Below are 22,354 nucleotides of genomic sequence, written 5' to 3' on the forward strand. Positions count from 1 at the left end.
CGCGCCGCGGCCCTGCTTCTCTGACCGCGGTATGTCCCGCCGTCGGTCGCGTGCCGTCGGGGCTAGCGTGAGCCTTGTGAGCGACAGTGCGGCGAGTGTTCTGAGACGTTTCGGACCGATGGTCTACGCGCCCACCGTGCTCTTCTCGCTCGGCGAGGGCGCCGTGATCCCGCTCATCCCGGTGATCGCCACCCGGCTCGGCGCCGACGTCTCGCTCGCCGCCCTCGTGGCATCGGCCCTCGTGATCGGTCAGCTGTGCGGCAATCTGCCCGCCGGCGCGCTGGTCGCGAAGATCGGCGAGCGCTTCACGATGGTCGTGGCCGGCGCGCTGTCGATCGCGGCCGGTGTCGTGATGCTGCTGGCCGACGCTCTTGCGCTGTTCGCCGTCTCGGTGTTCGTGCTCGGCTTCTGCGCCGCCGCGTTCGGCCTGGCGAGGCACGCGTTCATGACCACCAGGGTGCCACCGCGGTTCCGCGCGCGGGCCCTGTCGCTGCTGGGCGGAAGCTTCCGCTTCGGCGTGTTCATCGGGCCGTTCGTCGCGGCGGCGCTGATCCAGCTGACCGGATCCGAGCAGTCGACGATCTGGGCGCTGATCGTGTGCTGTGCGGCGATCGTGCCGCTGGTGCTGTTCGGCCCCGACCCCGAGAAGAGCAGTCCCGTGCTGCTGAAGCCGACCGGTGCCGCGGTCGCCGAGGATTCGGGAGAGGTGGTCACCGGATCCATCCCGACCCGTGACCGGTATGGCGTGCTCGCCACCATCTCGTATTACCGCGGGGTGCTGATGCGTCTCGGCACCGCGGCGGCGGCGCTGTCGGCCGTGCGCTCTGCGCGCCAGGTCATCGTGCCGCTGTGGGGTGTGTCGCTGGGGCTCGATGCGAGCACGATCGCGATCGTCGTGGGTGTCTCGGGCGCGATCGACTTCGCGCTGTTCTACGCGAGCGGTCAGGTGATGGACCGCTTCGGTCGCATCTGGGCGGCGCTGCCGGCCATGCTGCTCATGGGCGTCGGGCTGATCGCCCTCTCCCTCACCCACGATCTCGATCAGGCGTCGATGTGGTACGCGCTGATGGCCGCTGTGCTGGGCCTGGGCAACGGCCTGTCGAGCGGCATCCTGCTCACCTACGGCGCCGATCTCGCGCCCGAGACCGATCCCGCGACCTTCCTCGGCGCGTGGCGGACGCTGACGGATGCCGGCGGCGCGGCGGCCCCGGTGGTGATCGCATCGATCGTGGCCCTGGCCTCGCTGCCGCTCGCTACCGGCATGATGGGCGGCGTGGCGCTGCTGGGCGCGGCGGGCTTCGCCGTGTGGACGCCGCGTTTCCTGCCGCGGCACGACGACTGAACTCTGCTGCCGTCCGCTACCGCAGTGCCGTTCGGCTCGTCGCGGTGGCTTCGAGTGGCACGCCGTCGGGCACGAAGGCCGAGAAGAGCGGCGGATGCCAGTCCGCGGCGACCGTGACTCGGGCCGTGACACCATCAGGGGTGCCTGCCGACACGAGAGTCGCCTCCGAGTCCACAGCGTCGACCAGCGCCTCTGCCTGGTCGCGCACGTCGTCGTCGGTGAGCTCTGCCCGTACGTCCGCCCCCTCGGATCTCAGGATGAAGCCGTCTGATGCGGCGAGCGCAGCCGCATCGGCAAGTGAGTCGAGGCGCTTCTGTGCGATGTAGAGGTCGGTGGCGCACACGCATACGAAGAGGAGCGCCGCCGCGAGCAGCGCGTACCCCACGACCATCGGAAGCACGCTGCCCTCATCGTCGGTCAACACAATGCGATTCCTTCGGCGGGTTCTCATCCGCTTCCCCACTGACGCGACACCTTCTGCGCCGACTGCGCCTCGACGGGGATCGCCGTCAGCTCGTCCAGTCCGAAGATCGGCGGCAGAAAGGGCAGCGACACCTGCGTGCGCACGGTGACGATCACGGTGGCGCCGGCCGTCGGGCACTCCCGGGCGGCCGGCCGGCAGGTGATCCTCACGCCGACGGCATCCGCATCCATCCCGTACTCGCGGACGATCCCCGCCAGCACCGCGTCACCTCGCTCGGTCGCGGTGTCGGCATCCGGCGCCTGACCGATCACTCGCGCGGTGTGACGAGCAGCGGCCTCGGCGCCGAGCGTCTGCTCCTGCACCGCGCCCAGCACGAGCACGAGGTAGGCGAGCGGAACCAGCATGAGCACGCCTGCCACCATGAACTCGAGAGCCGCGGAGCCCCTCTCATCGCCGATCAGCGATTCACTCCTCTCCGAACGATTCGACGGGTGCACGGGCTTCCACCTCCATTCCATACGGCACGCCGACGAGCCCCAGCACGGGGAGGGCCGTGCGCACTCGCACCGTCACGCAGGGATATCCGAGGCTGTCGTCTTCACCCACCGCGATGTCGTCGGCATAGTCCGCGCCGACCGCACGGATGATCACCGCCTTCGTGCGCGATGCGCCCTCCTCGAGGGACGTGTCTGCGAGCGCGGCATAGTGCGCTCCTTCGACCGCCGCGTCGTGCACGACGTTGCGGACGTACACGGCGAGGGCCACCTGCAGCACCGCGAGGGTCAGGGCGGTCAGCAGCGCGCCGACCAGCACGAACTCGACGGGACTCGAGCCCCGGTCATCGTCGTCGAGTGATCGCGCGTGCATCGCCGGCTCCGATCAGAGGCCCGAGACGCGCGAGATCGCCTGCTCGAACAGGTTGACGAGGGCAGGGCCGGCGACAGCCCAGATCACCACGACGAGCGCGGCCGTCATGAGCGTCACCAGAACCCAGCCGGGCACGTCTCCCCGTTCGTCGTCGACGAGCCCACGACCAGCAGCGAACCATCTCTTCAGCGTCTTCATTTCTCTTCCCCAATCGGATAGCGGATCGTGTGTGCGACGAGGCTGCGTTCAGCCCAGCCCCAGTCGCAGAATGAACAGACCGGGGTAGACCGCGAACAGGACGCTCAACGGCAGGATCAGGAACACGAGCGGCTAGAGCATGGTATTAAAGTACCTTTATGGATTGCGTCATATACACCCGCGTCAGCATCGACCGCACTGGTGAGGCGCTGGCCGTGACTCGCCAGGAGCAGGAGTGCCGCGCGCTGGCCGACCGTCTCGGACTCAAGGTGATGGCGGTGCACTCGGACAACGACATCAGCGCCACCAGCGGCAAGGCTCGTCCCGGCTTCGAGGCCATGCTGAAGACCAAGCCCACGGCCATCATCGCTTGGCATCAAGACCGCTTGTTGCGTCTGACCCGGGACCTCGAGCGGGTGATCACACTGAACGTGCCGGTCTACACCGTCACGGCAGGCACCCTGGACCTGACGACACCGGCTGGCCGTGCAGTAGCGCGAACCGTTGCCGCATGGAGCCAGTACGAGGGCGAGCAGAAGGCCACGCGCCAGGTCGCCGCAAACGTGCAACGCGCCGCTAATGGGGTCCGCACTGGACGCGTCGGATACGGATACCGGCGTGCGGGTACCACCGTGGTCCTGGACGACGCTGAGGCTGCGACGATCCGGTCGGCAGTGAGGCGCGTACTCCATGGCGAATCGCTACGAGCGATCTGCAAGGACCTCGATGCACAGGGCATCCCGACCCCTGGCCGTGGTGCAAAGTGGAACAGCACCACCCTCAAGCAACTACTACTTCGCCCCTCGTTGGCAGGGCTGACGGTCCACCGAGGCCAGGTCGTGGGCCGCACGCCAGACGATTCCCCTCGTGTGATTGACGAGGACACGCACGAACGATTGAAGGCCGCGTTGACAGACCCTGTTAGACGGACCGCCCCCGTGGGCAGAGCACCCAAGTACCTGCTGGGAGGCATCGCCCGTTGCGGACGCCCGACCGGCACTTTGGACGACAAGGGCGAGCCAGTGTTGTGCGGCGGTGTGATGGTGCGCGCCGTAGGGCGTAAGACGACCACCAAGTCCGGCGGGACCAAGCGTCAGCCTCCGAGCTACGTGTGCAGTGCGTGCTACCGCGTGCGCCGCATTCAGGATCTGGTGGACAAGATGGTCGAGGGCATCGTGGTTGGGCGACTGGAAATGCCCGACGCCGCACAGCTTTTCGCGACGGGCGACCCGGTAGCTCTGCAAGAGGCTCGCGACTCTATCGAGGCTATCGACGCGCGCCTGACCAACGCGGCCGACATGTTTGCGGCAGGCACGATCGACGCGGCACAGCTCACGCGCATCACCGAACGCCTGAGAGCTGACCGCGCACAAGCCGCCACCGCACTGGACGCCGCACTCCCCCCGGCTATACCTGCCGATCTGATCGGAGCCAACGCGGGCGAGGTGTGGCATGGCCTCAGCATGGATGTCAAGCGCGCGGTGATGGACACCCTCGTGACGGTGACGATCCTGCCGAGTGGGAGCGGGAAGGCGTTCGACCCCGACACCGTGCAGGTGGTCTGGCGTAGCTGAGCCCTCCGGGCACAAACGGGCGTCTGCGCGTTACGCCGTACCCGCGACCACCGAACGACGCAGGCGGTCGCAGAGAGCCGTTGCTGGCCTGCGACACGCCGAGGCACGCCACAAGTTTGCAGCGAGTCTTTCCCTACGGCCGCTATGCACGGCGTCATTTTGCGGCATTTCCTGACGAGCGGAGATGGCCCCGGTCGGCAAGGCTTATGGCATGGCAAACCAGCGATACACGATCAAGGTGCTCTGCAGGGGCACGTCCCGGCATGCACACTCTCGTCGTGAGATCGCCCGCTACGAGTGGTCCGAGTCGGGTACTTTCTGGGATCGGATCGACCACGCCGACTCTGGCAAGGACTGGGCCGGAGGAATGAACGACGAAGGCAAGATCGAGATACGACCACGCCCCGTGTTTGAGTGCCAGTGCGGCAACCGTCCGGTGTACACTCACGACGAGCTTCAGCAGAAGCTCCAGCTCGCCGCAGACGAAGGCAAGCACCTGACGGTCTAGCACCGGCAGACTTTACAACTGAATACCGCTGGTGATCGGCGGGATACAAGGCACGGTCACATTTCATGGCTTACAAGCCGGTGGGAGCCGTACGCGAGACGGACATAGCCCCGGTGCCTAGATCAGAGCCCCTGGTCGAGCTCCTCAGCGGGAGTCAGTACTTCGCTGAAGGAAAGCTCCCATGGCTACTATCACTCGCACGCTCACTGCGTCGGCGCACGTCGCTGTCGCTGTCCGACTCAAGGACCCCGAGCGGGAGACCGTTGCACGCCGCAACCTGGCAGAGGCGCAGATCGCCGATGCCATCGACCGCGCACTCACAACCGCGCCACCCCTGAACCCCGGCCAGATCAGGACACTGACGACTCTCCTCAAGGCAGGGGGTCAGCGATGAAGAAGTTCCCCGCCGACTACCCGAGCAAGCACTCCCTCACTGAGACCGAAGCGAACAACGCGCTTCAGTTCGGGCCTGACCTGGCATGGTTCGAGCCGTGGGCCGAGCGTGCCATCAACATCTCCGACGTCACCACGCATGCATACGGGTATACCCACGTCTACAGCAGCCACGGCTCGTTCAACTACGACTTCGCCTCGTGGCCGACGAAGGAGGGTCTCGCGCTGGGTCTGGAAGACCTCTGGCGAGACCACACAGGACGCGGCTTCACCACCACCGACCGCACCTTCCCGAAGTGCCAGGACTGCCAGGGCGTCGTCTACTTCGCCCCGGATGAGCCACTCCGGCTGTACCTCGTGATCGAGCAGGACGACGATGAGGATGACCCCAGCGATGACGGCGGGGCCGACCAGTGATCGCCGCAGACCAGAGCATCAAGGCGATTCTGGGAGACGGGACCATCGAAGCTGAGGCCGCTCGCCGGCTGAAGGTCAAGGTGGCAGGCGTCGGCACTCGCGATAGCTGGTCGCCGGTCACCGATGCCCGCGTGCGCATGGCGGTCACCCGCGTCCTCAGCGCCATCCACGACGAGCTGGTGGCACGCCCCGGCATCGTGTGGGAGGAGTCCGTAGCGCTCGATGCGCTGCTGGGTCAGTACTGGCTCAACGTCGTCATCGACTACGTGTTTGATGGCAGGGCCGAACGATGACGGTCCCGGTAGGCGCTGCTCTGCGACTGGCCCGTGCGGGCTGGCGCGTGGTCCCACTCAACGGCAAGAAGCCCTTCCTCCCCGGCTGGATGGAAGAGGCCACCACCGACCGCGACACGATCAAGGGCTGGTGGGCCGAGCAGGACTTCAACGTCGGCGCGGTCATCCCGCTCAACCACGTCGTGATCGACATCGACCCGCACAACGGTGGCTCTCTCGAAGCTCTGGAAGACCTGGCCGGGGTCAAGATGCCACCTACGCTTTCGATCCTGTCCGGCCGGGGAGACGGCTCGGTGCATCTTCACTACCTCCGCCCGTTCCCGAAGACGACCAAGGTGCGCATGCCCGCTGGCATCGACGTGCTCACGCGCGCACAGGTGGTCATGCCGCCGAGCGTGCACCCCGACACCGGCAAGCGCTACCGCTGGGGTGACGACGTACCCGTGGCACGACTCCCCCTTGAGGTTGTCCGCCTCATCCGACCGAAGGTGCACATCACTCGCGGAGCCGGGAACGGTCGGGACGTCAGTGCGCTGATCGCCTACGTGCGTCGGCAGGAGAAGGGCCAGCGGCACGACGCCTATCACTGGGCAGTTCGCAGGGCTGTGGAGCAGGGGGCACCCGAGCGTCAGATGAACCGGCTCATCGAGGCCGCAGAGGATCTCGGCTTCACGCCGCAGGAGGCTCGCCGCATCGTCGAGTCCGTGAGAAAGGCATCAGCATGACCTCCGCACCGTCTAGCCGCAGTGGCGCTCCCAAGAAGCGTCCTGTCCGGAAGCCGAAACCTGCCTCGGGAGATGGCACCCTCACGCCGGAAGAGAAGGCGCTGATCGCGCAGAAGGACTACGAGGAGGCCGTCGAGGAACGGGTGCGCTCGATCCAGATCGGGGAGGAGGCTAAGCGTCGCCTGGCCGAGGAGAAGGCGGGCGCGCTGGAGATTCCGAAGCTGGAGACGCTGGATCGGTTCCTGCGCCGCAAGATGCCTCCGCAGAAGTACCTGATCGACGGCCTGTGGCAGGCGGACGGCAACGTCCTACTCGCAGCACAGAGCAAGGGTGGCAAGACGACCATCGTCGGCAACCTTGCCCGCTCGCTCGTTGACGGCGACCCGTTCATGGATCACTTCGAAGTGGTCGAGACACGGACGGTAGCGCTGCTCGACTTCGAGATGTCGGAGCACATGCTCCAGGACTGGATGCGGGAGCAGAGCATCCGCAACAGGCGCAACATGGCGCTCGTACCCATGCGGGGCAGGGCTGGTGCTTTCCGGATCACCGACGACGCCACACGGGCGCTGTGGGCGCGGATCATCGAGGACGCCGGTGCCGAGGTACTCATCTTGGACCCGCTGCGACCAATCATCGACGCGATCGGACTCAAGGAATCGAACGAGCTGGGTGAGTTCCTCCAGGCGTTCGCAGCGCTCAAGGTCGAGGCGGGCATCAGCGAGGGGCTGATCGTGCACCACTACGGCCATGGTGCTCAGCGCGCCTCCGGTGATAGCCGCCTGTTGGGGTGGCCCGATGCCATCTGGAACGGAACCCTGCAGGAGGTCAACGACCCCACATCGATCCACTACTTCCAGGCGTACGGCCGTGACGTGAACATCCCCCGAGGTGTGGTCCTGATGGACGACTTCAAGCGCCTGGAGTTCAAGACGGACGTACCCGAGGAGAGCAAGACGGTCCTCTACGACCGGCTGGTCGAGTGGCTCAAAAAGCAGAAGGAACTGGACATGGAGGCAGTCGCCAAGGGCGAGGAAATCGACGGCAACGAACCCGGCGAACGCAGGTCGTCTCAGATCATCAACGCGGGCATCAAGGGCATCACCAAACACACGGCAGCCGAGGAGCTCAAGAAAGCGACCAAGGCCGAGCGCGTGGTTCTGCGTGACGAAGGAAACGGGAAGTCGAAATGGTACTCACTGCCTACCTCCTGACCACCACTACCCAGCACAACCACCACCACCGCCCCCCTCTCTTAAAAGAGAGGAGGGGGTGGGGTAGGTGGCTAAGCGGGGGGCGGCTCAACCCCAATCTCTGGGGGTGGGTCTTGGGGGTGGTTTACACCACACCGGCTGTGTGGCCGAGTACTCCACCGCACCGGAAGACACACCCCACACGCACGAAACGCACGCGACGCCTCTCTGTACGCGCAATCTGCCGGTCTCTGGCCAAGGGGCAACCGAGCATCACGCTCAGGCGGAATCGGCCGACTACGACTTCAGCCGCGTTCCGCCTCATCTACCGAAGAAGGACATCTAGATCATGACTGACACCATCCGCACCGAGACAGCCGAGATCGATAAACCCTACGTCGAGGTAGTCCTGAACGGCGGCGACGAGCGCGCGCCTGAACTGAGCGCCGTGTGGGCGGAGATTCGCGCGCTGCTCAACGACGGCACGCACACGGTCGATGACCTCGTGGACACCACCGGCTTTACTCGGGCGACCGTGAGAGCGCTGCTCTACTACGGACGGAAGCGCCGGAAGGTTCGCATGGTCGAGGTCCGGCGTCAGGTCGAGGTCTCTCCCGACCTGTTCATGGTCCGCACTGTTCGTGCGTACAGGGCGCCGAGCCAGTGACTCCCGAGGACGCGTGGGATGCACTCGATGAGGCCTTGCAGGAATACGAGCCCCCTTGTCGGGATGACCCCATGTTCACCACGACTGACCGGCTCAGCCCCGAAGATCATGCCTTCTGCGAGTCGCTCTGCGCCGGGTGCAAGGTGCTCGACCTGTGCGACACCTACGCCACCACGGCAGACGTCCGGATGGGGTTCTGGGGAGGGCATCGACACACGCAGAAGGGCAAACAGCCTGCCGGTCCCAGGACGCTCCCGGGGCCACCCCGGCAGGCCAGCACCTAGGCCACACCACCCCAACGACCCAGCGGGACGCTCAGCGATACCCACCGAGACACCCGCACCACCCCACAGACACCGCACCGGGACGGATTCCCGGAACCCAGTAGAAGCAGAAGGAACACATCATGGCTAAGCACACCGCAGCATCCGTCGAGACGAGCCTCCCCAAGGCGCAGAGCGGCTACAAGGAGCGGGCGAGCGCCGTCAAGGCCGCACACGACTCCACCAAGCAGGCGATTAAGGCCGACCCGATGACGTCCGACCTCGCGAAGAAGGACAAGCTCGAAGCCCTCGACAAGGACACCAGGGCCAAGCTCGACGCGATCAAGGACGAGCAGGTCACCTACGAGAAGGGTCTGCGCGACACCATCGAGCGTGAGTTGCGCGGGAACCAGCCCGCCGACGCGAACAGCGTGCTGCTCCGTCGCGACGCCGCCGACCGTGTCCGCAAGATCACCGACAAGCAGGAGGCGATGGACATCCTGCAGGACGCTCTGGCCAACTCTGACGAGTCGATGGCCCACGCGATCGGCACCCGTGCACGGAACGCCGCTTGGCTCGACGTGGCCGAGGCATACCAGGCCGCGTACCCTGCCACGGCTGACTCGGCGGCTGCTCTCGCCTACGTCGAGGCGAACACCAGCGGAGCCGCCTACAACCTGTCCAACCAGATCACCTACTCGGCGCCGCTCCACTGATCTGCCTATGACTGGGTGAGAGGGTTTCCTCCTTTTCCCTCCTCACCCCGCTGGGACGGGGTATCCCAGCACCAAGAGACCCCTGGTCACGATCCGGGGGTCTCTTGCATGTCGTCAGCATGCACGTCCATGGCCGCATGGATTCAGTAATTTGCGGTGCTCATCAGGCGTCAGCAAAAGTTTCAGGCACAAGGCGATGTCGGACATTTCTGCCGGACCCGAAGGAGACCACGCGATGAGCAAGCACATGATCGGATACGTCCGCGTCAGCACCGAGGAGCAGGAGCGGTCCGGGCTGGGAGTCGAAGCACAAGAGGCCTCTATCAAGGAGGCGTGCGAGCGCCGGGGCTGGACCTTCGAGTTCTTCCGCGACCTGGGATGCTCAGGTAAGCATGTCAACCCTGAGTTGCGCCGTGGCCTCGACATGCTGTCCGCGGGGCAGTTCGACGGGTTGATGGTTGCCAAGCTCGACCGCCTCGCCCGTAGCGTGCGGCATGCATCCGCCATCATCGACTCGGCAGTCACGCAGGGCTGGGCGCTTGTAGTGCTGGACAACGCGCTCGACCTAACCACGCCGGGCGGACGGGCCATGGCCAACATGCTCGCCACCTTCGCCGAGCTGGAGCGTGACCTGATCGCTACTCGCACCCGTGAGGCGCTGGCCGCACGCAAGGCACGGGGCGAGCACAACGGACGACGCACCGCTATCCCGGCTGGCGTGCTCCGGCGCATCGTCACCAGCCGGGAGGAGCACCGCCTTAGCTTCTGCCGTATCGCAGATGCCCTCACGGCTGAGGGTGTGCTGTCGCCTACCGGCCTACCGCGCTGGCATGAGTCCACAGTGCGCCGCGCATACGCCTCAGCCACGGCGACCGTCACCGTCTGACCCTTCCGGCAGACTGATCGACAGAGGAGCACCAACATGAGCAATCTGAACGACAGCGGCACCGAACGGGTCGGCCTGCCCGACGTCACTCGACTGTCGGTGAAGCATCTGCTGCTGCTGGAGGCCAGCGTCGTGAAGGAGCTTCGGCGTCGCGATCTGGTGCGGACCAACAACAAGCCACTGGGAGACATCGCGGAGTACGTCGTGTGGCTGGCACGCGGCGGAGTGCTCGAACCCAACTCGACCAAGTCACACGACATCACGACCGAGTCCGGGCACCGCATCCAGGTCAAGGCGATGGCAAACCGCGCGGCTGGAGCCGGGGCGAAGTTCAGCCCGTTCCGGAGCGCGGGCTACCACACGGCGGTGTTCCTGCTGTTCAACCTGGAGTTCGAGATCGCGGAGGCATACGAGGTCGAGGCTGATCTGATCGAGGAGCACGTGCGGTTCGTCCCTCATGTAGCTGGACGCCAACCGAGCCTGACTCAGGTACGCGCGCTGGGCACCGACGTTACCGCCGAGATGCAGTCGGCATACGCACGCATCGACGGCGCGCCTCTCTCCGACTGATCACCCCGCACCGAGTCCTCTGGGAAACGCTCCTGGGGGTCTCTTGCGGGCCTGAGGCTACCTGGCACCTAGGCCAAGCGCTGCTGGCGACCCAGCGGGACGCTGAGAGACGCGCGCAGAGACATGCAAGGGCAGCCCGTCGCCGGCTTCGAATGTCGGCGCGCACTGAGATCATGTTGAGATGACCGAGCGCGAAGGGCACAAGTTCACGCTGTCAGCAGACGACTACAGCATGTGGGTCCTTGACTGGCGGGCGAAGCAGATCCGCATCGTCATGCAATCGGGCGAAGAGCACGTTGCTCCTATGGACGCGGACGAGCGACGCCCTAGCAACCAGATCGCGCGATCATTCTTTGATTGGGACCGTTGGTGGCTGACCACCGAGACCGAGAAAGGTCACCTCGTCTTCTGCGAGGTATGGAGTCCGGTCGGTGACCCTGTGAAGGGTCGGCCATCGGTATACCTTGACCAGCTCCACTGGAGCACGATCGCAAAGGCACTGGTCAAGCCCGAGGCTCTGTCCGAAGCGGACCTCACCGCCGCTCAGCGGATCATGAAGCTTGGCCATGATGGTGGCATCCGGCTCCCCCTCTCCTCAGCGACGATGCAAGAGACAGCCGCGTTGTTCGGGGACAGGCGCTACGAGGTCGGCATCGCTATTGCATCTCTCAGCGGCGGTTGGCAACTCCGCGACCCCCTCGAGCTCCGACGCCGGGAGTTCGCCGCGTGGTTTGCCGAGCGGCTCTCTCTGGATGCGCCCGTTCCGGCGGCTGACGCGGTCACGCTCGCACCCAGAAGCATATTTGGTGACCGCGTCGGGTCCGCAGCAGGGGCCGATCTGAGCGACAGCATGCGCCAGTTTATGGACGCTCTCACCTGGCCTTCGGTGCTTGTCTCCATGCTGATCGACCCTGCCCCAATCACCGGTGCACCTCCCACGCGGTGGGCCGAAAGCAACGGCGACATTGCTAAGTGGATGGCTTCAATGTCGCGTGAACAACGGGCATCGGCGGCCACGTGGGCGGCTATCCAGGACAACGAAGGCTTGATGTCGTCCGCTCTTTCTCTCATTGGTGACCCCTCCACGCTGGTGGGTCGCCTCAATCCGACGGACCTGGCTGACGCGGTGACCGATACTCGCTTCGGAGGACTGTACACCGCGATCATGGGCGAGCGGCATCGCGATCCGAACCGTCGATGGCTACCCAACGATCTCAACGACATCATGTTCCTGACTTGCGCTGCCGCTTACTGCGACTACGTCGCAGCCGAGCGGTCAACTGGTCGCCAGATGGCGCAACTGTTGACTCGACGCAAAGTGAAGCCGAACATCTACACCACCCTGCCTGACCTTGTCGAAGCACTCGACCGTGACGGCGTTCGTACGGTGTCCGAGGTCGAGGGTTCATAGCACTGGCGGGCAGCCGCAGTTCAGGTCAGGTCAGGCGGAAACGTACGACTACGACGTGTGCCGCACCTGCCGACCGCCTCCTCCAGCTGTCAAAGCCGTGACCGCATACGACCCTCACAAGAGACCCCGAGTCGACTGGCCATGGGACTCTCGCAGTTCTAGGCGAGGAGGTCAGCCGCTGGCACGTCGAGAGCCTGGGCCAGCTTTTGGATGATGTCCAGGGTTGGGTTACGAGTACCGCGCTCGATGCCGGAGACGTATGTGCGGTCGAGGTTCGCACGGTGCGCGAAGTCCTCCTGTGACCAACCGCGCCCGGTCCTGAGTTCGCGCACGCGCGCACCGAACGCGGCTCTGTGAGGTGGAACGGGCATCTTCCAACGCTCGCGCTAAGCTGACAATGAGTCCACGGACTATGAGTCACATTTACGAAAGGTGCAGAGAGTGTCGAACCATCTGAACGTCTTCAGCCAGAAGGGCTGCGTTGATTGCAAGTCATGCGAGAAGGGCGGAGCGCACGTTGGGCGAATGGCAACCCTGTGGACGATTGGGGTCTGCACGGCCGGAGTCGGCCTTCTCTACCTGCCGTTCTTCAAGAAGTGCCAGTACTGCTCTCATAACACCTGGTGGAACAAGCACTACGGGCCGGATCTGCGTCGAGCGGCACAGGCGCCTGCAGCTGTCGCCAACTGAGTGAGGCTAGCTAAGATAACGGCCAACCTGTCGACTATAAGTCACATCAACCAAGGAGCAACATGCCTCGCAGAGCCAAGTTTGCAACGACCGTCGCCGCACTCGCGCTAGCCGTGACCGCTCTTGCCGGATGCGCCGCCTCGACCACGCCGCAGTCGGCTGACTCTACGCCGACCGTCAGCCCCACACCGACCCCGGACTACCTGACCGAGCTACCCCAGTGGGCGGCAAACACCACACCGTGGATCATCTACCCGGACGGTTTCGAGTGCTACGGCACCGAGGGGTGCCCCAACGACTACCGCTGGCACTTCGGCGAGCCCGGCCCGGTCCTACCCGAAGGCGTCGTCTTCTACGACCCGGCTGTGCACGACTGCGTAGAGGTGAGACCCCTAGGTATGGAGTGCGGGAAGACCCCTGCTGGCTAGCGCGGCACCGTATGAATCTGCCCGGATGGGCGGCTACCCACGGAGCACTTCTTGCCGCCGACATCAGCGATCTAACGCCCCGAGGCCTTCTCCTGCCAAGAACTCCGCGGTCTCTCGTTGCGCAGTAGCCACCAGTTCCCTGAGCGTCGACTCCAACGTGAGAATCGCTGAGGCCCTGCGGGCGGGCGAAGCAGTCGTGTAGGCGGCTAGCGCATCAACCACTTGATCCATCGATCGAATTTGCACGTTCGAGTAAGCGGGGGTGGTTGCCGTGAGACCCCCAATCGCGTTGACTACGCGATGCTCCGCGTCCTTCGCGATGGTCGCAGCCTCGAACAGCCGCTGTGTGAGCGACACCATCGCGATACGGTACTGCTCGAACCCGTTCCCGACCGACTGGTTCGTACGCATCGCGTCGTATACGGCTCGACTAGCGTTAGCGAAGTGGCGCGTGGCCTCTATGACACGGGGCCACTCACGGCGAATGCGCTCGTCGTACTCCCAGTCCCTTTGTTCCTCTCGCTCTGCGCTGCGAGCTTCGCGGTCTAGAGCGCGTTCGGCCTCTCGATCGAGTCGATCCTGTTCGCGCTCCTGCGCTCGGTCCTCCCGCGCGCGACGGCGTAAATCAAGCGAGAAGAGCCATGCCGCCAGAGCACCCACGATCGCGCCGCCGAGCGCGCCCCACATCGTCGCCCAGAAGGTATTCCAGAAGTCCATGCTGGAACTCTAGCCAGGACGCTTGCGTAGCCTAGTGACATGGACGATCTCGACCGTCAGCGAGAGTTGCGACGGCTCCGCGATGAGGTGCTGAGCACTCCAAACTGCCTCCGGTGCGTGCAACGCATGGAACCCGCCGAGGTGGACGGCGAGCCTATCTGGCAGTGCCCGGAGTGCGGCGCGACGCGGTCGGCGTAGCCACACCGGCGAACATCTCTCGATGTCGGACATCGCATCTATGCTGAGCACATGGCTGCTCCACCACCATGGATGAAGAGCTGGCGGAAGACCCGTCGCTCTTCCCAGGAGCGCGCGAAACGGATCCGCGTACTTAACGCCGAACTCGACGTTCTCCGGGGCGCATCCGCCGACCGGTCGCGGACCATCGACACGAAAGCGTCATTCATCGTGGTGGTCGCGGGTGTGCTGGCGTCGGTTACCGGACTCTCGCTAGTAACCACTGATACCTGGCTCGTTGGGCTCGTACCGTTCGGACTCACCGTTGCCGCCGTAGCTGTGGCGACGGCCGCCCTGTGGCCACGAAAGATTGACTTACCGTCCGCTCGCGATGTTGTCGATGCGTGGGTGGATGCCGACATGCCCGCTGACGAGCTGGAAGACAATGTGCTTGAGGTCAAGGCACGTGAGGTCACCAACCGCGACGCGCAGAACGAGGAACGAGCGAAGCTGACGAACTGGGGTTTCGGCCTCGTGCTCGCCGGTCTCGTGACGACTCTTGTTGTAGTAACCCTCAATGCAGTTAGCCCAATCTGGAGTGAACATGACGAAGCCGAACCCGCCCAAGCCCCAGTCAGCACCCAAGCCCCGGCCACGCCCTGACGTGTCGATGGTGATGCAGACGCTGACCCACAGCGACGACACGCCCATGGAGACGCGATGAGCGACGACCAGAAGCCGTCCTCCGCCCCCGCCTCAACACGACCAGACGTGGAGGTCGTCTTCAAGGAAGTCATGGCCACCGAGCACGGCAAGCCGAAGAGCCAACCGTGAGCGATGACACCCCTCCCCCGCCGCCCCCGCCGCCCGCACGGCCCGACGTCGAGAAGGTGTTCAAGCGGGTGACCGAGAACGACCGCAAGCCTCAACCACGAGGGGATGGTCAGCGGGGCTGATATCCGACTCTCCAGTACGCGGTTCCGTGGAACGCAACTTTGGAGCCGCTATGGTTGGGCCATGTCAGCAGAGGCGACTCAGGAAAAGGGGCGACGGGGAGTCGCGCACACCAAGCGGTGGTTGGAGGCGACAACTTTTGTCGAGCTCCAGTTCAATGCCTACGAAGATGAAGGCATGTGCGAGCTAGAACTACTTTCGGGAACAAAGGTGTTCGACATGTACGGCTCCATGCTCGGCCCGAACCGCCGACCCGTCTACGTTGAAAACAAGGACGACACGAATGTGTCCAGACTGTACTCGGCGTATCAAGAGTTCCTCGCCAACGCTTATAGTGCGACCGCGCGGCGGATCCAGGTCGCGAAGGACCAGAAGGCCGAGTTCATGTGGGTGAGCACTCACCCGTTTAATCAGGCCGGATGGGGAAAGCTCGCAACGCCTGATGAAGTAAAAACCGCACTTGGCAAGTATCCCGGAGTGCTCGGAGCCACAACGGTAGACGACGAGCTGCTCCGGACCGTAGCCTCCCGGATCTGGGTGCTGGTGATGAATCACCGTCAGCTTGACATCAGCCTTACCCACGAGGAGGTCCAGCTTGTTATGGGGCCACTGAAACGAAAGGTACCGACGCTGTGACGTTTGTCGAGACGCTCAAAGCCGCGAAGGACACCCGCGTTGCTGATGACTACATCTCTCGGGTTAAGTCAGCGGTGTCCGCGGAGCTGGAGTCCCTCGATTCGTCTGCAGTGATCGAGGACACCTCCTATTTCAACCACTCGGCTATTCCTGATTTAGTCCTCACCTGGCCGCGCGAGAGGGCCACCCGAGCAATCTTCCTTCGCCACAGCTACCAGTCAGTTGTTGACGCCGATGACGTCGATTACTTGGCCGAGAGACACCCGGTGTTCATGTCGCTGGATACCCGCGAGCGGGAAGACAGTCGGGCCGAGACTGTCCTTCGGGAGACGGCAAGCAGTGTTCGAACCTTGGTAACTGATCCCACCGCGGTGGACGTAATCCGCGGCGAAGAGTCATCCGGGAGCCCCCTCGCCGATCTTGTGCGGGCGAACTTCATCAGGGGCGGACGTGGCCTCATCGATGAAGGCCGCGCCACATCACTAGTGGAATCAACCCAAGCGGCTGAGCCGACTGCACGCGAACTGCTCATCTCGGAGAGTTTCAGCGAGGATGCTGCCGCACGAATCACACGGACCTCTCAGCTAATAGCGCTCGCCCTCGACCCAGATTTCTCACTTCTCGATGGAGAGGAAAGCCCTCTCGTCGGCGGGAAGCTCTCGATCGCAGAGCTCCGCCACCTGGTCCCTTGGCTTCTTAGACAAGACGCGGCGATAGAGAATACTCAGTTCTGGCGTCACCTTGGCGACTACGTCACGTTCGCCGAGCTAGAGAACATTCGCGCGGATCTGGCCGACATGGATCTGACCCCACTCGTTAAGGCGAACGCAGGTCGCTGGAGTGCGAAGTGGGCCTACGTGGGTGTTGCAACCCCGGTTGAAGGAGATGAGACCTACTCCCTCCGCTCCGACTACTGGTCATTCCGGAATGGCGGAGCACTGGGGATCGATGTCGAAGAACAACGACTCTCCCTCGCCCATAACGGGCAACTAGCGAGCAAGGGCAGAGACGGCACCTCGAGTGCGACGTGGGAGCGAATCAAGGACGCGGTTGCGTCAGACCGTCTGGCACGTATCGATCTGCGCGGGATTACCCGCTCAGTGATTCTGAACGCCGAGCGAAGTCCAGATATCCGGAGCGACATCCAGAAGGTCACAGACAGTTTGGATGATTCATACACGGTCAACGAGGTTGTGCTGCGGACGAAAGCGCCTCAGGAAGACGGCACCACCGAGATAGAGGTGAAGTTCGATAACGCGCTCGTGATAGCGGCATCCGGAGCATCAATCGCTGATCTGGCTCGTGTGTCGCTCCAAGTGCTGAACTACCGCACGCCAGTGACCGACGAAGTGGTCGGCGGGTTGTTCGATGAGACCGCTCCGGCGGACGAGAGCAACAACGGCTGACGACGCCTCCGGCTGGGAATCAGCTATCTCACCTACCGGCAAGGTACCTTTTCCCATTTGTGCCGGGGAGCAGCATGAGGATCTCCTTCTGTCCCGCCTGCTCGATGAGCACCCGCTTCGCCTCGTCTCGCGCGTCGGCCGCCTGCGAATGCAGCACTGCGGCGAGCGGCGCGCCGTGCTCGAGCGCCGCGATGATCTGGTCGGTGGCTCGCGAGAGGCCGGACAGCTGCAGTCGTGCGGCGGTCTCGCTGAGTGCGTCGGCGAGCGGAGAGCCCGTCCGCACGGCGAGCACCGTCTGACGCAGCTCTTCCGTGAGCTCGCCCGTGCCGATGGCCGACACACGGCGAAGCGCATCGAGCAGCGACTCGCCCGCCGACAGGCAGAGCGCGAGGAATTCGAGAGTCGTTGGCAGCTCGTCCGCGAGTCGCGCTCGGCGTGCACGGGCACGGGCTGTGAGCTGCATGTCGTAGGCCACCGTGGTCCCCGCGGCGGCGATGACCGGCAGCAGGACCGCGGGCGGCGTCATCCGTCCTGAGACAGCGATGAGCACGACGACGACTGCGCCGGCCAGCAGGCCGCCCACGCCCCACGCGAGCTGCCGCCCGCGGAAGGCGGCGGGAGTCTGGGCGAGACCGGCCTGTGCGATGCGCAGCCGCAGTGTCTCTCCTCCGCCCAGGATCCGATCGAGCAGCTCATGCAGACGGTTCCAGAGCCGTCGCCCGTGCACGGGCATGACTCCGACGGCAGGCAGGATGCCTGAGGGCAGGGCATCGTCGGCGACGACGTCTCGCACATAGGGCGCGATGCGGCGCTCGAGCGACGGTCCGCGCCATCGGGGCAGTGCTGAGAGCACGCTGAGAAGCCCGAGCGCGAGCGTCCCGCCCAGCAGCACCGCGATCGCGGCATCGGTCACGCCTGTCATCCGAACCACCGTTCGGGCTCTGGAAGGCGCCCGATGCGCAGCATGATGCGGAAGGCGATCACCGACACGACCGCCCCCGCGAGGATGACGAGCACGCCCTCCGTGCTCCCGTACGCATCGCGTCCTTCAGGTCGCATCGCGAGCAGAGCCAGGATCACCCACGGGGCGACCGCGCCGAGCACAGCTGCACCGCGGATCCACGACTGGCGCGCCTCGACCTCACCGCGAAGCGCCGCATCCGCTCGCACCGACGACGACAGTGCGCGCAGCACTCCGGTCAGCTCGGCGCCGCCGACCTGACGGGCCATCCGCAGCGTCTCGACGATGCGATCGGCGATCGGGTCTGCGAGGGTCGCCTTGAGTCGGTCGAGACTCGATTCGAAACGGCCGGTCTGCTGCAGATCGCGTGCGAACACCGCGAAGGCAGGACGCACCGCGGGTGGAGCGGACTCGGTGAGGCTCGCCACGGCATCCGGCAGCGACAGACCCACTCTGATGGCGGCGACCAGCAGATCGCACACGTCGGGCCACACCTGGCGACGCGCCTTGCGCAGCCGGAGGCGACGCCCCCGCAGAAACATGACAGGAGCGGCGGCTGCGGCGAGCGCAGCGAGCAGCGCCAGCACCGGGATGCCGGCGAGAAGCCACGTCAGTGCTGCAGCCCCCGCGGCGACCGCCACCATGACCATCACGACCGTGCGCGTCGCCGTGCGGGAATGCCCGGCCTCGTCGAGCAGGCGACGCAGTCGGGTGCTTCGCACCTCGCGGGCGGTCTTCTCTCGCGGCGGCCAGAGCCACGGCGACGCGCAGAGCAGCAGACCCGCACCGAGCAGCGCGCCGAGGAGGAGAGTCATACCCGCTCCTCCGCTCGGTATACGGACGTGCTCAGGATCCGCCCGTCGATCACCTCGCCGGTCGGCGCGATCACCTCGCCGATGCCACGCGTCCCGTCCGCTGCGCGCCGGCAGTGCACGACGAATGAGATCGATGAGGCCAGCGCGGGAGCGATGAACGCGCGGTCGATGTTGCGCCCCGCGAGCAGCGGCAGCAGCGCGAGCTTCTCGAGCGCCTCGACGGCCGAGTTGGCGTGCACGGTTCCGGCGCCGGGCACTCCCGTGTTGAGCGCCAGCACCAGGTCGAGCGCCTCGGCGTCGCGCACCTCGCCGACCACGAGGCGGTCGGGTCGCATGCGCAGCGCCTCTTTCACGAGGCGGCGCAGAGTGATCTCTCCCGTGCCTTCGAGGCTCGCCTGACGTCCCTGCAGCGCGACGACATCAGGCCCGTCGACAGCGAGCTCGAAGGTCTCCTCGACCGTGATGATCCGCTGCCCGGCGGCGGTCGCCGCGAGCAGTGCGCCGAGCAGAGTCGTCTTGCCTGCATGCGTGGCGCCGGAGACGATGATGCTCCGACCGTCGCGCAGCGCGGCGAGCAGCATGTCCGCGATGTGCTGTGGCACCGATCCCTGCGCGATCAGCGCCTCGAGGGTGCGGTGGCGCTTCAGGAACTTCCTGATGTTCACCGCCCAGGATCCGTGCACGACGTCGGCTATGGCGACGTGCAGGCGCGACCCGTCCGGCAGCGAGGCGTCGACGAACGGCTGGCTGACGTCGACCCGCCGCCCCGTGGTCTGCAGCATCCGCTCCACGAGGTCGCGGATCATGGCATCCGTCAGCTGCAGGTCGACGCGGTGCGACACACCGCCCTTCGCGGCGAAGATGCGATCGGGTCCGTTGAGCCAGATCTCCTCGACCTCGGGGTCGTCGAGCAGCGGCTGCAGAGCTCCGAAGCCCGATACAGACGCCAGCACATCGCGGACGAGCGCCTGCTCGTCGTCGATCAGAGCCTCGCCGCGCTGCAGCGCGAGGTCGTTGTGCCGCCGCACCTCGAGTTGAGCGATGCGCCGCGCCTCGTCGGGCTGCGCACCGGGGTCGGTGTTCTCCAGGCGCAGGCGACGTCGCACTCTCTCGGCGACGGCAGGGGACGGGTGACTCACGCGGGCATCCTGACAGAGATCGGAGAGCTGTCGCGGAAGTTATCCACAGTCCGCCGACCGACCGGTCTGAGCACAGGGCAGATCTACGGAAAACCCGACCGACCCGATCGCTAGACTCGGAAGCGCGCGGAAGTGGTGGAATTGGTAGACACGCAGGATTTAGGTTCCTGTGCCCCTGGGCGTGTGGGTTCAAGTCCCATCTTCCGCACAGCATCCCCCATGCACTCCGCCGAAATCGAACGACGGGAACACTCTTGCTTCACACCATGCTTCAGGCGCCGACCGCGCTGATCCCGTGGCTCGACCCGGCGAACATCATCCACGGCGCGGGCGCCTGGGCGCTCGCCGTCGTCTGCTTCATCGTGTTCGCCGAGACCGGTCTGCTCGTCGGCTTCCTGCTGCCGGGTGACACGCTGCTGATCATCTCGGGTCTGCTCACGCACACCAACGACATCTTCGGCGTCAACATCTGGGTCGTCTCGCTGCTCATCGCCCTCGCGGCATTCGTCGGCGGAGAGGTCGGCTACCTGATCGGCCACAAGGGCGGGCCGGCGGTGTTCGAGCGCAGGGAATCCGGCCTGTTCAGCGTCAAGAACGTCGAGCGCACGAACGCGTTCTTCGAGCGCTTCGGCGGCATCACGATCATCCTGGCCCGCTTCGTGCCCATCGTGCGCACGTTCGCGCCCGTGGCGGCCGGCGTCGGACATATGCCGTGGAAGCGATACTCGCTCTACAACCTCATCGGAGCGCTGCTCTGGGGATTCGGCCTCACGATGGTCGGCTACGTCATCGCCTACATCCCGTGGATCCGCGATCTGGTCGTCGACTACATCGACGTGATCCTGCTGATCGCCGTCGGGGGCACCGCCGTCGTCACGCTCTGGCACTACCTCGTCGAGCGGTGCAAGGCGAAGAAGGCCGCGGCCGCCGGGCAGGACGTCGACACCGACGCCGCCGAGGCCGCGGCGCTCCGACTCGACCCTGAGGTCTTCGACCGCGCACCCGACATCGACGGAGACGGCAAGCACTGACCTCGGTCAGCATCGATCCGCGGGCCGGCTGACGCCTCGAGCGTCAGCCGGCCTTCTTCTTCGCCGTCGTCTTCTTGGGCTTCGACGCGGACTTCTTGTCGTCCGCTTCGCCATCGGCATCGTCGTCAGCATCCTTCGCCGCGGTCTTGCCGCCGCCCGTGCGAGCGGCCTTCGTGCGCTCGACGCTGGCCCGCAGGGCCTCCATGAGGTCGATGACCTCGCCGCCCTTCTCCGCCTTGGCCTCGTCGCCGAACGTCTCCGACACGTCGAAGCCCTCGCCCGCCTCGATCTTCGCGTCGATGAGCGTGCGCAGCTCTTTCTGGTACTCGTCGACGAACTCCTCTGGATCGAAGTCGCTCGAGTAGCTCTCGACCAGCGCGGCCGACATCTCGAGCTCCTTCTTGCTGATCTTCACGTCCTCATCGAGGGCAGGGAAGGCGGCCTCTCGCACCTCGTCAGACCAGAGCAGCGTCTGCAGCACGAGCACATCGCCGCGCACCCTCAGGGCCGCGAGCCTGGTCTTCTGGCGCAGCGTGAAGCGTACGACCGCGGTGCGATCGGTCTGCTCGAGGGTCTTGCGCAGCAGCACATACGCCTTCGGCGACTTCGAGTCGGGCTCGAGATAATACGGCTTGTCGAGGGTGAGCAGGTCGATCTGCTCGGTCGGCACGAACTCGACGACGTCGATCTCGCGGCTCTTCTCGGCCGGAAGCGAAGCGAGGTCGTCTTTCGTGAGCACGATGGTCTGGCCGTCGTCGACGTAGGCGCGATCGATGTCGGAGTAGGCGATCACCTTGCCGCACACCTCGCAGGTGCGCTGGTACCGGATGCGCCCGCCGTCCTCATCGTGAACCTGATGCAGCGGCACGTCGTGATCCTCGACGGCGGAGTACACCTTGACCGGGACGTTCACGAGACCGAACGTCAGGGCGCCCTTCCAGATGCTTCTCATG

The 22,354-nt window shown here is 65.2% G+C and carries 30 protein-coding genes and 1 tRNA gene; 21 read left to right on the forward strand and 10 right to left on the reverse strand.

The genetic code is table 11. From position 1 onward, the window contains the following. The first annotated feature begins 118 nt into the window (after positions 1 to 118). Positions 119 to 1,342: an MFS transporter gene (locus JOE67_RS02955; RefSeq protein ID WP_204974084.1), complete on the forward strand. Its 1,224-nt coding sequence runs from the start codon at positions 119 to 121 to the stop codon at positions 1,340 to 1,342. Between the two features lie 16 nt (positions 1,343 to 1,358). On the opposite strand, the gene JOE67_RS02960 is transcribed toward JOE67_RS02955, so the two are convergent. The 4 genes from JOE67_RS02960 to JOE67_RS02975 are packed head-to-tail and all read right to left on the reverse strand — an operon-like array spanning position 1,359 to position 2,831. Continuing rightward, entirely contained in the window at positions 1,359 to 1,766 is a 408-nt protein-coding gene (locus JOE67_RS02960) for a hypothetical protein (protein ID WP_338041476.1), read from the reverse strand. Between the two features lie 23 nt (positions 1,767 to 1,789). Then, positions 1,790 to 2,263, reverse strand: a complete 474-nt coding sequence (locus tag JOE67_RS02965) for a TadE family protein (protein ID WP_338041477.1) — start codon at positions 2,261 to 2,263, stop codon at positions 1,790 to 1,792. Next, positions 2,232 to 2,633, reverse strand: coding sequence for a TadE/TadG family type IV pilus assembly protein (locus JOE67_RS02970; protein WP_204974086.1), 402 nt, complete (start codon positions 2,631 to 2,633; stop codon positions 2,232 to 2,234). The genes JOE67_RS02965 and JOE67_RS02970 overlap by 32 nt, the downstream gene beginning before the upstream one ends. Before the next feature lie 12 nt (positions 2,634 to 2,645). Next, complete coding sequence (locus JOE67_RS02975; RefSeq protein WP_204974087.1) at positions 2,646 to 2,831, reverse strand: hypothetical protein; 186 nt, start codon at positions 2,829 to 2,831, stop codon at positions 2,646 to 2,648. 158 nt (positions 2,832 to 2,989) lie between these two features. Here JOE67_RS02975 and JOE67_RS02980 point away from each other — a divergent pair, with 158 nt between their 5' ends. From JOE67_RS02980 to JOE67_RS03040, 13 genes are all read left to right on the forward strand, one after another. After that, entirely contained in the window at positions 2,990 to 4,405 is a 1,416-nt protein-coding gene (locus JOE67_RS02980) for a recombinase family protein (protein WP_124895951.1), read from the forward strand. Positions 4,406 to 4,616: 211 nt separating this feature from the next. Further along, the gene (locus JOE67_RS02985; RefSeq protein WP_204974088.1) at positions 4,617 to 4,913 is read left to right on the forward strand and encodes a hypothetical protein; all 297 of its coding nucleotides are present in this window, start codon (positions 4,617 to 4,619) and stop codon (positions 4,911 to 4,913) included. Between the two features lie 181 nt (positions 4,914 to 5,094). Then, a complete protein-coding gene (locus JOE67_RS02990; RefSeq protein WP_124895953.1) occupies positions 5,095 to 5,307 on the forward strand; it encodes a hypothetical protein in 213 nt (70 codons plus the stop codon). Further along, positions 5,304 to 5,723 (forward strand): hypothetical protein, encoded by a 420-nt coding sequence (locus tag JOE67_RS02995; RefSeq protein WP_124895954.1) that lies wholly within the window; start codon positions 5,304 to 5,306, stop codon positions 5,721 to 5,723. The genes JOE67_RS02990 and JOE67_RS02995 overlap by 4 nt, the downstream gene beginning before the upstream one ends. Beyond that, positions 5,720 to 6,016, forward strand: a complete 297-nt coding sequence (locus JOE67_RS03000; RefSeq protein ID WP_124895955.1) for a hypothetical protein — start codon at positions 5,720 to 5,722, stop codon at positions 6,014 to 6,016. Before JOE67_RS02995 ends, JOE67_RS03000 begins: the two co-directional genes overlap by 4 nt. Beyond that, the gene (locus JOE67_RS03005; RefSeq protein WP_124895956.1) at positions 6,013 to 6,741 is read left to right on the forward strand and encodes a bifunctional DNA primase/polymerase; all 729 of its coding nucleotides are present in this window, start codon (positions 6,013 to 6,015) and stop codon (positions 6,739 to 6,741) included. The genes JOE67_RS03000 and JOE67_RS03005 overlap by 4 nt, the downstream gene beginning before the upstream one ends. Then, entirely contained in the window at positions 6,738 to 7,955 is a 1,218-nt protein-coding gene (locus JOE67_RS03010) for an ATP-binding protein (protein ID WP_204974089.1), read from the forward strand. The genes JOE67_RS03005 and JOE67_RS03010 overlap by 4 nt, the downstream gene beginning before the upstream one ends. Before the next feature lie 328 nt (positions 7,956 to 8,283). Continuing rightward, positions 8,284 to 8,601 (forward strand): hypothetical protein, encoded by a 318-nt coding sequence (locus JOE67_RS03015; RefSeq protein ID WP_204974090.1) that lies wholly within the window; start codon positions 8,284 to 8,286, stop codon positions 8,599 to 8,601. Positions 8,602 to 8,672: 71 nt separating this feature from the next. After that, the gene (locus tag JOE67_RS15835; protein ID WP_124895959.1) at positions 8,673 to 8,885 is read left to right on the forward strand and encodes a WhiB family transcriptional regulator; all 213 of its coding nucleotides are present in this window, start codon (positions 8,673 to 8,675) and stop codon (positions 8,883 to 8,885) included. A gap of 122 nt (positions 8,886 to 9,007) precedes the next feature. Beyond that, positions 9,008 to 9,580: a hypothetical protein gene (locus JOE67_RS03025; protein WP_124895960.1), complete on the forward strand. Its 573-nt coding sequence runs from the start codon at positions 9,008 to 9,010 to the stop codon at positions 9,578 to 9,580. A gap of 235 nt (positions 9,581 to 9,815) precedes the next feature. Next, positions 9,816 to 10,466 carry a recombinase family protein gene (locus JOE67_RS03030; protein WP_204974091.1) on the forward strand — a complete coding sequence of 217 codons (651 nt, stop codon included), beginning with the start codon at positions 9,816 to 9,818 and terminating at the stop codon, positions 10,464 to 10,466. Positions 10,467 to 10,502: 36 nt separating this feature from the next. Further along, entirely contained in the window at positions 10,503 to 11,036 is a 534-nt protein-coding gene (locus JOE67_RS03035) for a DUF6998 domain-containing protein (RefSeq protein ID WP_124895961.1), read from the forward strand. Positions 11,037 to 11,217: 181 nt separating this feature from the next. After that, on the forward strand, positions 11,218 to 12,447 hold the full coding sequence (locus JOE67_RS03040; RefSeq protein ID WP_204974092.1) for a hypothetical protein: 1,230 nt from the start codon (positions 11,218 to 11,220) through the stop codon (positions 12,445 to 12,447). Between the two features lie 158 nt (positions 12,448 to 12,605). Here JOE67_RS03040 and JOE67_RS15840 read toward each other — a convergent pair whose 3' ends face one another. Further along, positions 12,606 to 12,818, reverse strand: a complete 213-nt coding sequence (locus JOE67_RS15840) for a helix-turn-helix domain-containing protein (RefSeq protein ID WP_124895963.1) — start codon at positions 12,816 to 12,818, stop codon at positions 12,606 to 12,608. Positions 12,819 to 12,972: 154 nt separating this feature from the next. On the opposite strand from JOE67_RS15840, the gene JOE67_RS03050 reads away from it, so the two are divergent. Further along, a complete protein-coding gene (locus tag JOE67_RS03050; RefSeq protein ID WP_204974094.1) occupies positions 12,973 to 13,137 on the forward strand; it encodes a hypothetical protein in 165 nt (54 codons plus the stop codon). Between the two features lie 62 nt (positions 13,138 to 13,199). Further along, positions 13,200 to 13,565 (forward strand): hypothetical protein, encoded by a 366-nt coding sequence (locus tag JOE67_RS03055; RefSeq protein WP_124895964.1) that lies wholly within the window; start codon positions 13,200 to 13,202, stop codon positions 13,563 to 13,565. 63 nt (positions 13,566 to 13,628) lie between these two features. On the opposite strand, the gene JOE67_RS03060 is transcribed toward JOE67_RS03055, so the two are convergent. Continuing rightward, positions 13,629 to 14,282 (reverse strand): hypothetical protein, encoded by a 654-nt coding sequence (locus tag JOE67_RS03060; RefSeq protein WP_124895965.1) that lies wholly within the window; start codon positions 14,280 to 14,282, stop codon positions 13,629 to 13,631. A 249-nt stretch (positions 14,283 to 14,531) separates the two neighbouring features. Between JOE67_RS03060 and JOE67_RS03065 the strand changes: the two genes are divergently transcribed. From JOE67_RS03065 to JOE67_RS03075, 3 genes are all read left to right on the forward strand, one after another. Then, positions 14,532 to 15,122, forward strand: a complete 591-nt coding sequence (locus JOE67_RS03065) for a hypothetical protein (protein WP_124895966.1) — start codon at positions 14,532 to 14,534, stop codon at positions 15,120 to 15,122. A 354-nt stretch (positions 15,123 to 15,476) separates the two neighbouring features. Further along, positions 15,477 to 16,049: a hypothetical protein gene (locus JOE67_RS03070; RefSeq protein WP_124895967.1), complete on the forward strand. Its 573-nt coding sequence runs from the start codon at positions 15,477 to 15,479 to the stop codon at positions 16,047 to 16,049. Then, positions 16,046 to 17,455: a hypothetical protein gene (locus tag JOE67_RS03075; protein ID WP_124895968.1), complete on the forward strand. Its 1,410-nt coding sequence runs from the start codon at positions 16,046 to 16,048 to the stop codon at positions 17,453 to 17,455. The genes JOE67_RS03070 and JOE67_RS03075 overlap by 4 nt, the downstream gene beginning before the upstream one ends. 28 nt (positions 17,456 to 17,483) lie before the next feature. On the opposite strand, the gene JOE67_RS03080 is transcribed toward JOE67_RS03075, so the two are convergent. From JOE67_RS03080 to JOE67_RS03090, 3 genes are read right to left on the reverse strand one after another with little or no spacing between them, the layout of a single operon-like run. After that, positions 17,484 to 18,377 carry a type II secretion system F family protein gene (locus JOE67_RS03080; RefSeq protein ID WP_204974095.1) on the reverse strand — a complete coding sequence of 298 codons (894 nt, stop codon included), beginning with the start codon at positions 18,375 to 18,377 and terminating at the stop codon, positions 17,484 to 17,486. Beyond that, complete coding sequence (locus JOE67_RS03085) at positions 18,374 to 19,231, reverse strand: type II secretion system F family protein (RefSeq protein WP_204974096.1); 858 nt, start codon at positions 19,229 to 19,231, stop codon at positions 18,374 to 18,376. Before JOE67_RS03085 ends, JOE67_RS03080 begins: the two co-directional genes overlap by 4 nt. Beyond that, entirely contained in the window at positions 19,228 to 20,370 is a 1,143-nt protein-coding gene (locus JOE67_RS03090) for an ATPase, T2SS/T4P/T4SS family (RefSeq protein WP_204974097.1), read from the reverse strand. Before JOE67_RS03090 ends, JOE67_RS03085 begins: the two co-directional genes overlap by 4 nt. Positions 20,371 to 20,496: 126 nt before the next feature. On the opposite strand from JOE67_RS03090, the gene JOE67_RS03095 reads away from it, so the two are divergent. Together JOE67_RS03095 and JOE67_RS03100 are read left to right on the forward strand one after the other, a co-directional pair. After that, a tRNA-Leu gene (locus tag JOE67_RS03095) sits at positions 20,497 to 20,578 on the forward strand. A 58-nt stretch (positions 20,579 to 20,636) separates the two neighbouring features. Further along, on the forward strand, positions 20,637 to 21,401 hold the full coding sequence (locus JOE67_RS03100; protein ID WP_204974098.1) for a DedA family protein: 765 nt from the start codon (positions 20,637 to 20,639) through the stop codon (positions 21,399 to 21,401). A 43-nt stretch (positions 21,402 to 21,444) separates the two neighbouring features. Here the strand turns inward: JOE67_RS03100 and ku are convergent, their stop codons facing one another. After that, the gene (gene ku / locus JOE67_RS03105) at positions 21,445 to 22,353 is read right to left on the reverse strand and encodes a non-homologous end joining protein Ku (RefSeq protein WP_204974099.1); all 909 of its coding nucleotides are present in this window, start codon (positions 22,351 to 22,353) and stop codon (positions 21,445 to 21,447) included. Position 22,354: the final 1 nt, after the last annotated feature.

Origin of the sequence: Microbacterium esteraromaticum, assembly GCF_016907315.1 — a bacterium.
GTDB classification, from domain to species: domain Bacteria; phylum Actinomycetota; class Actinomycetes; order Actinomycetales; family Microbacteriaceae; genus Microbacterium; species Microbacterium esteraromaticum.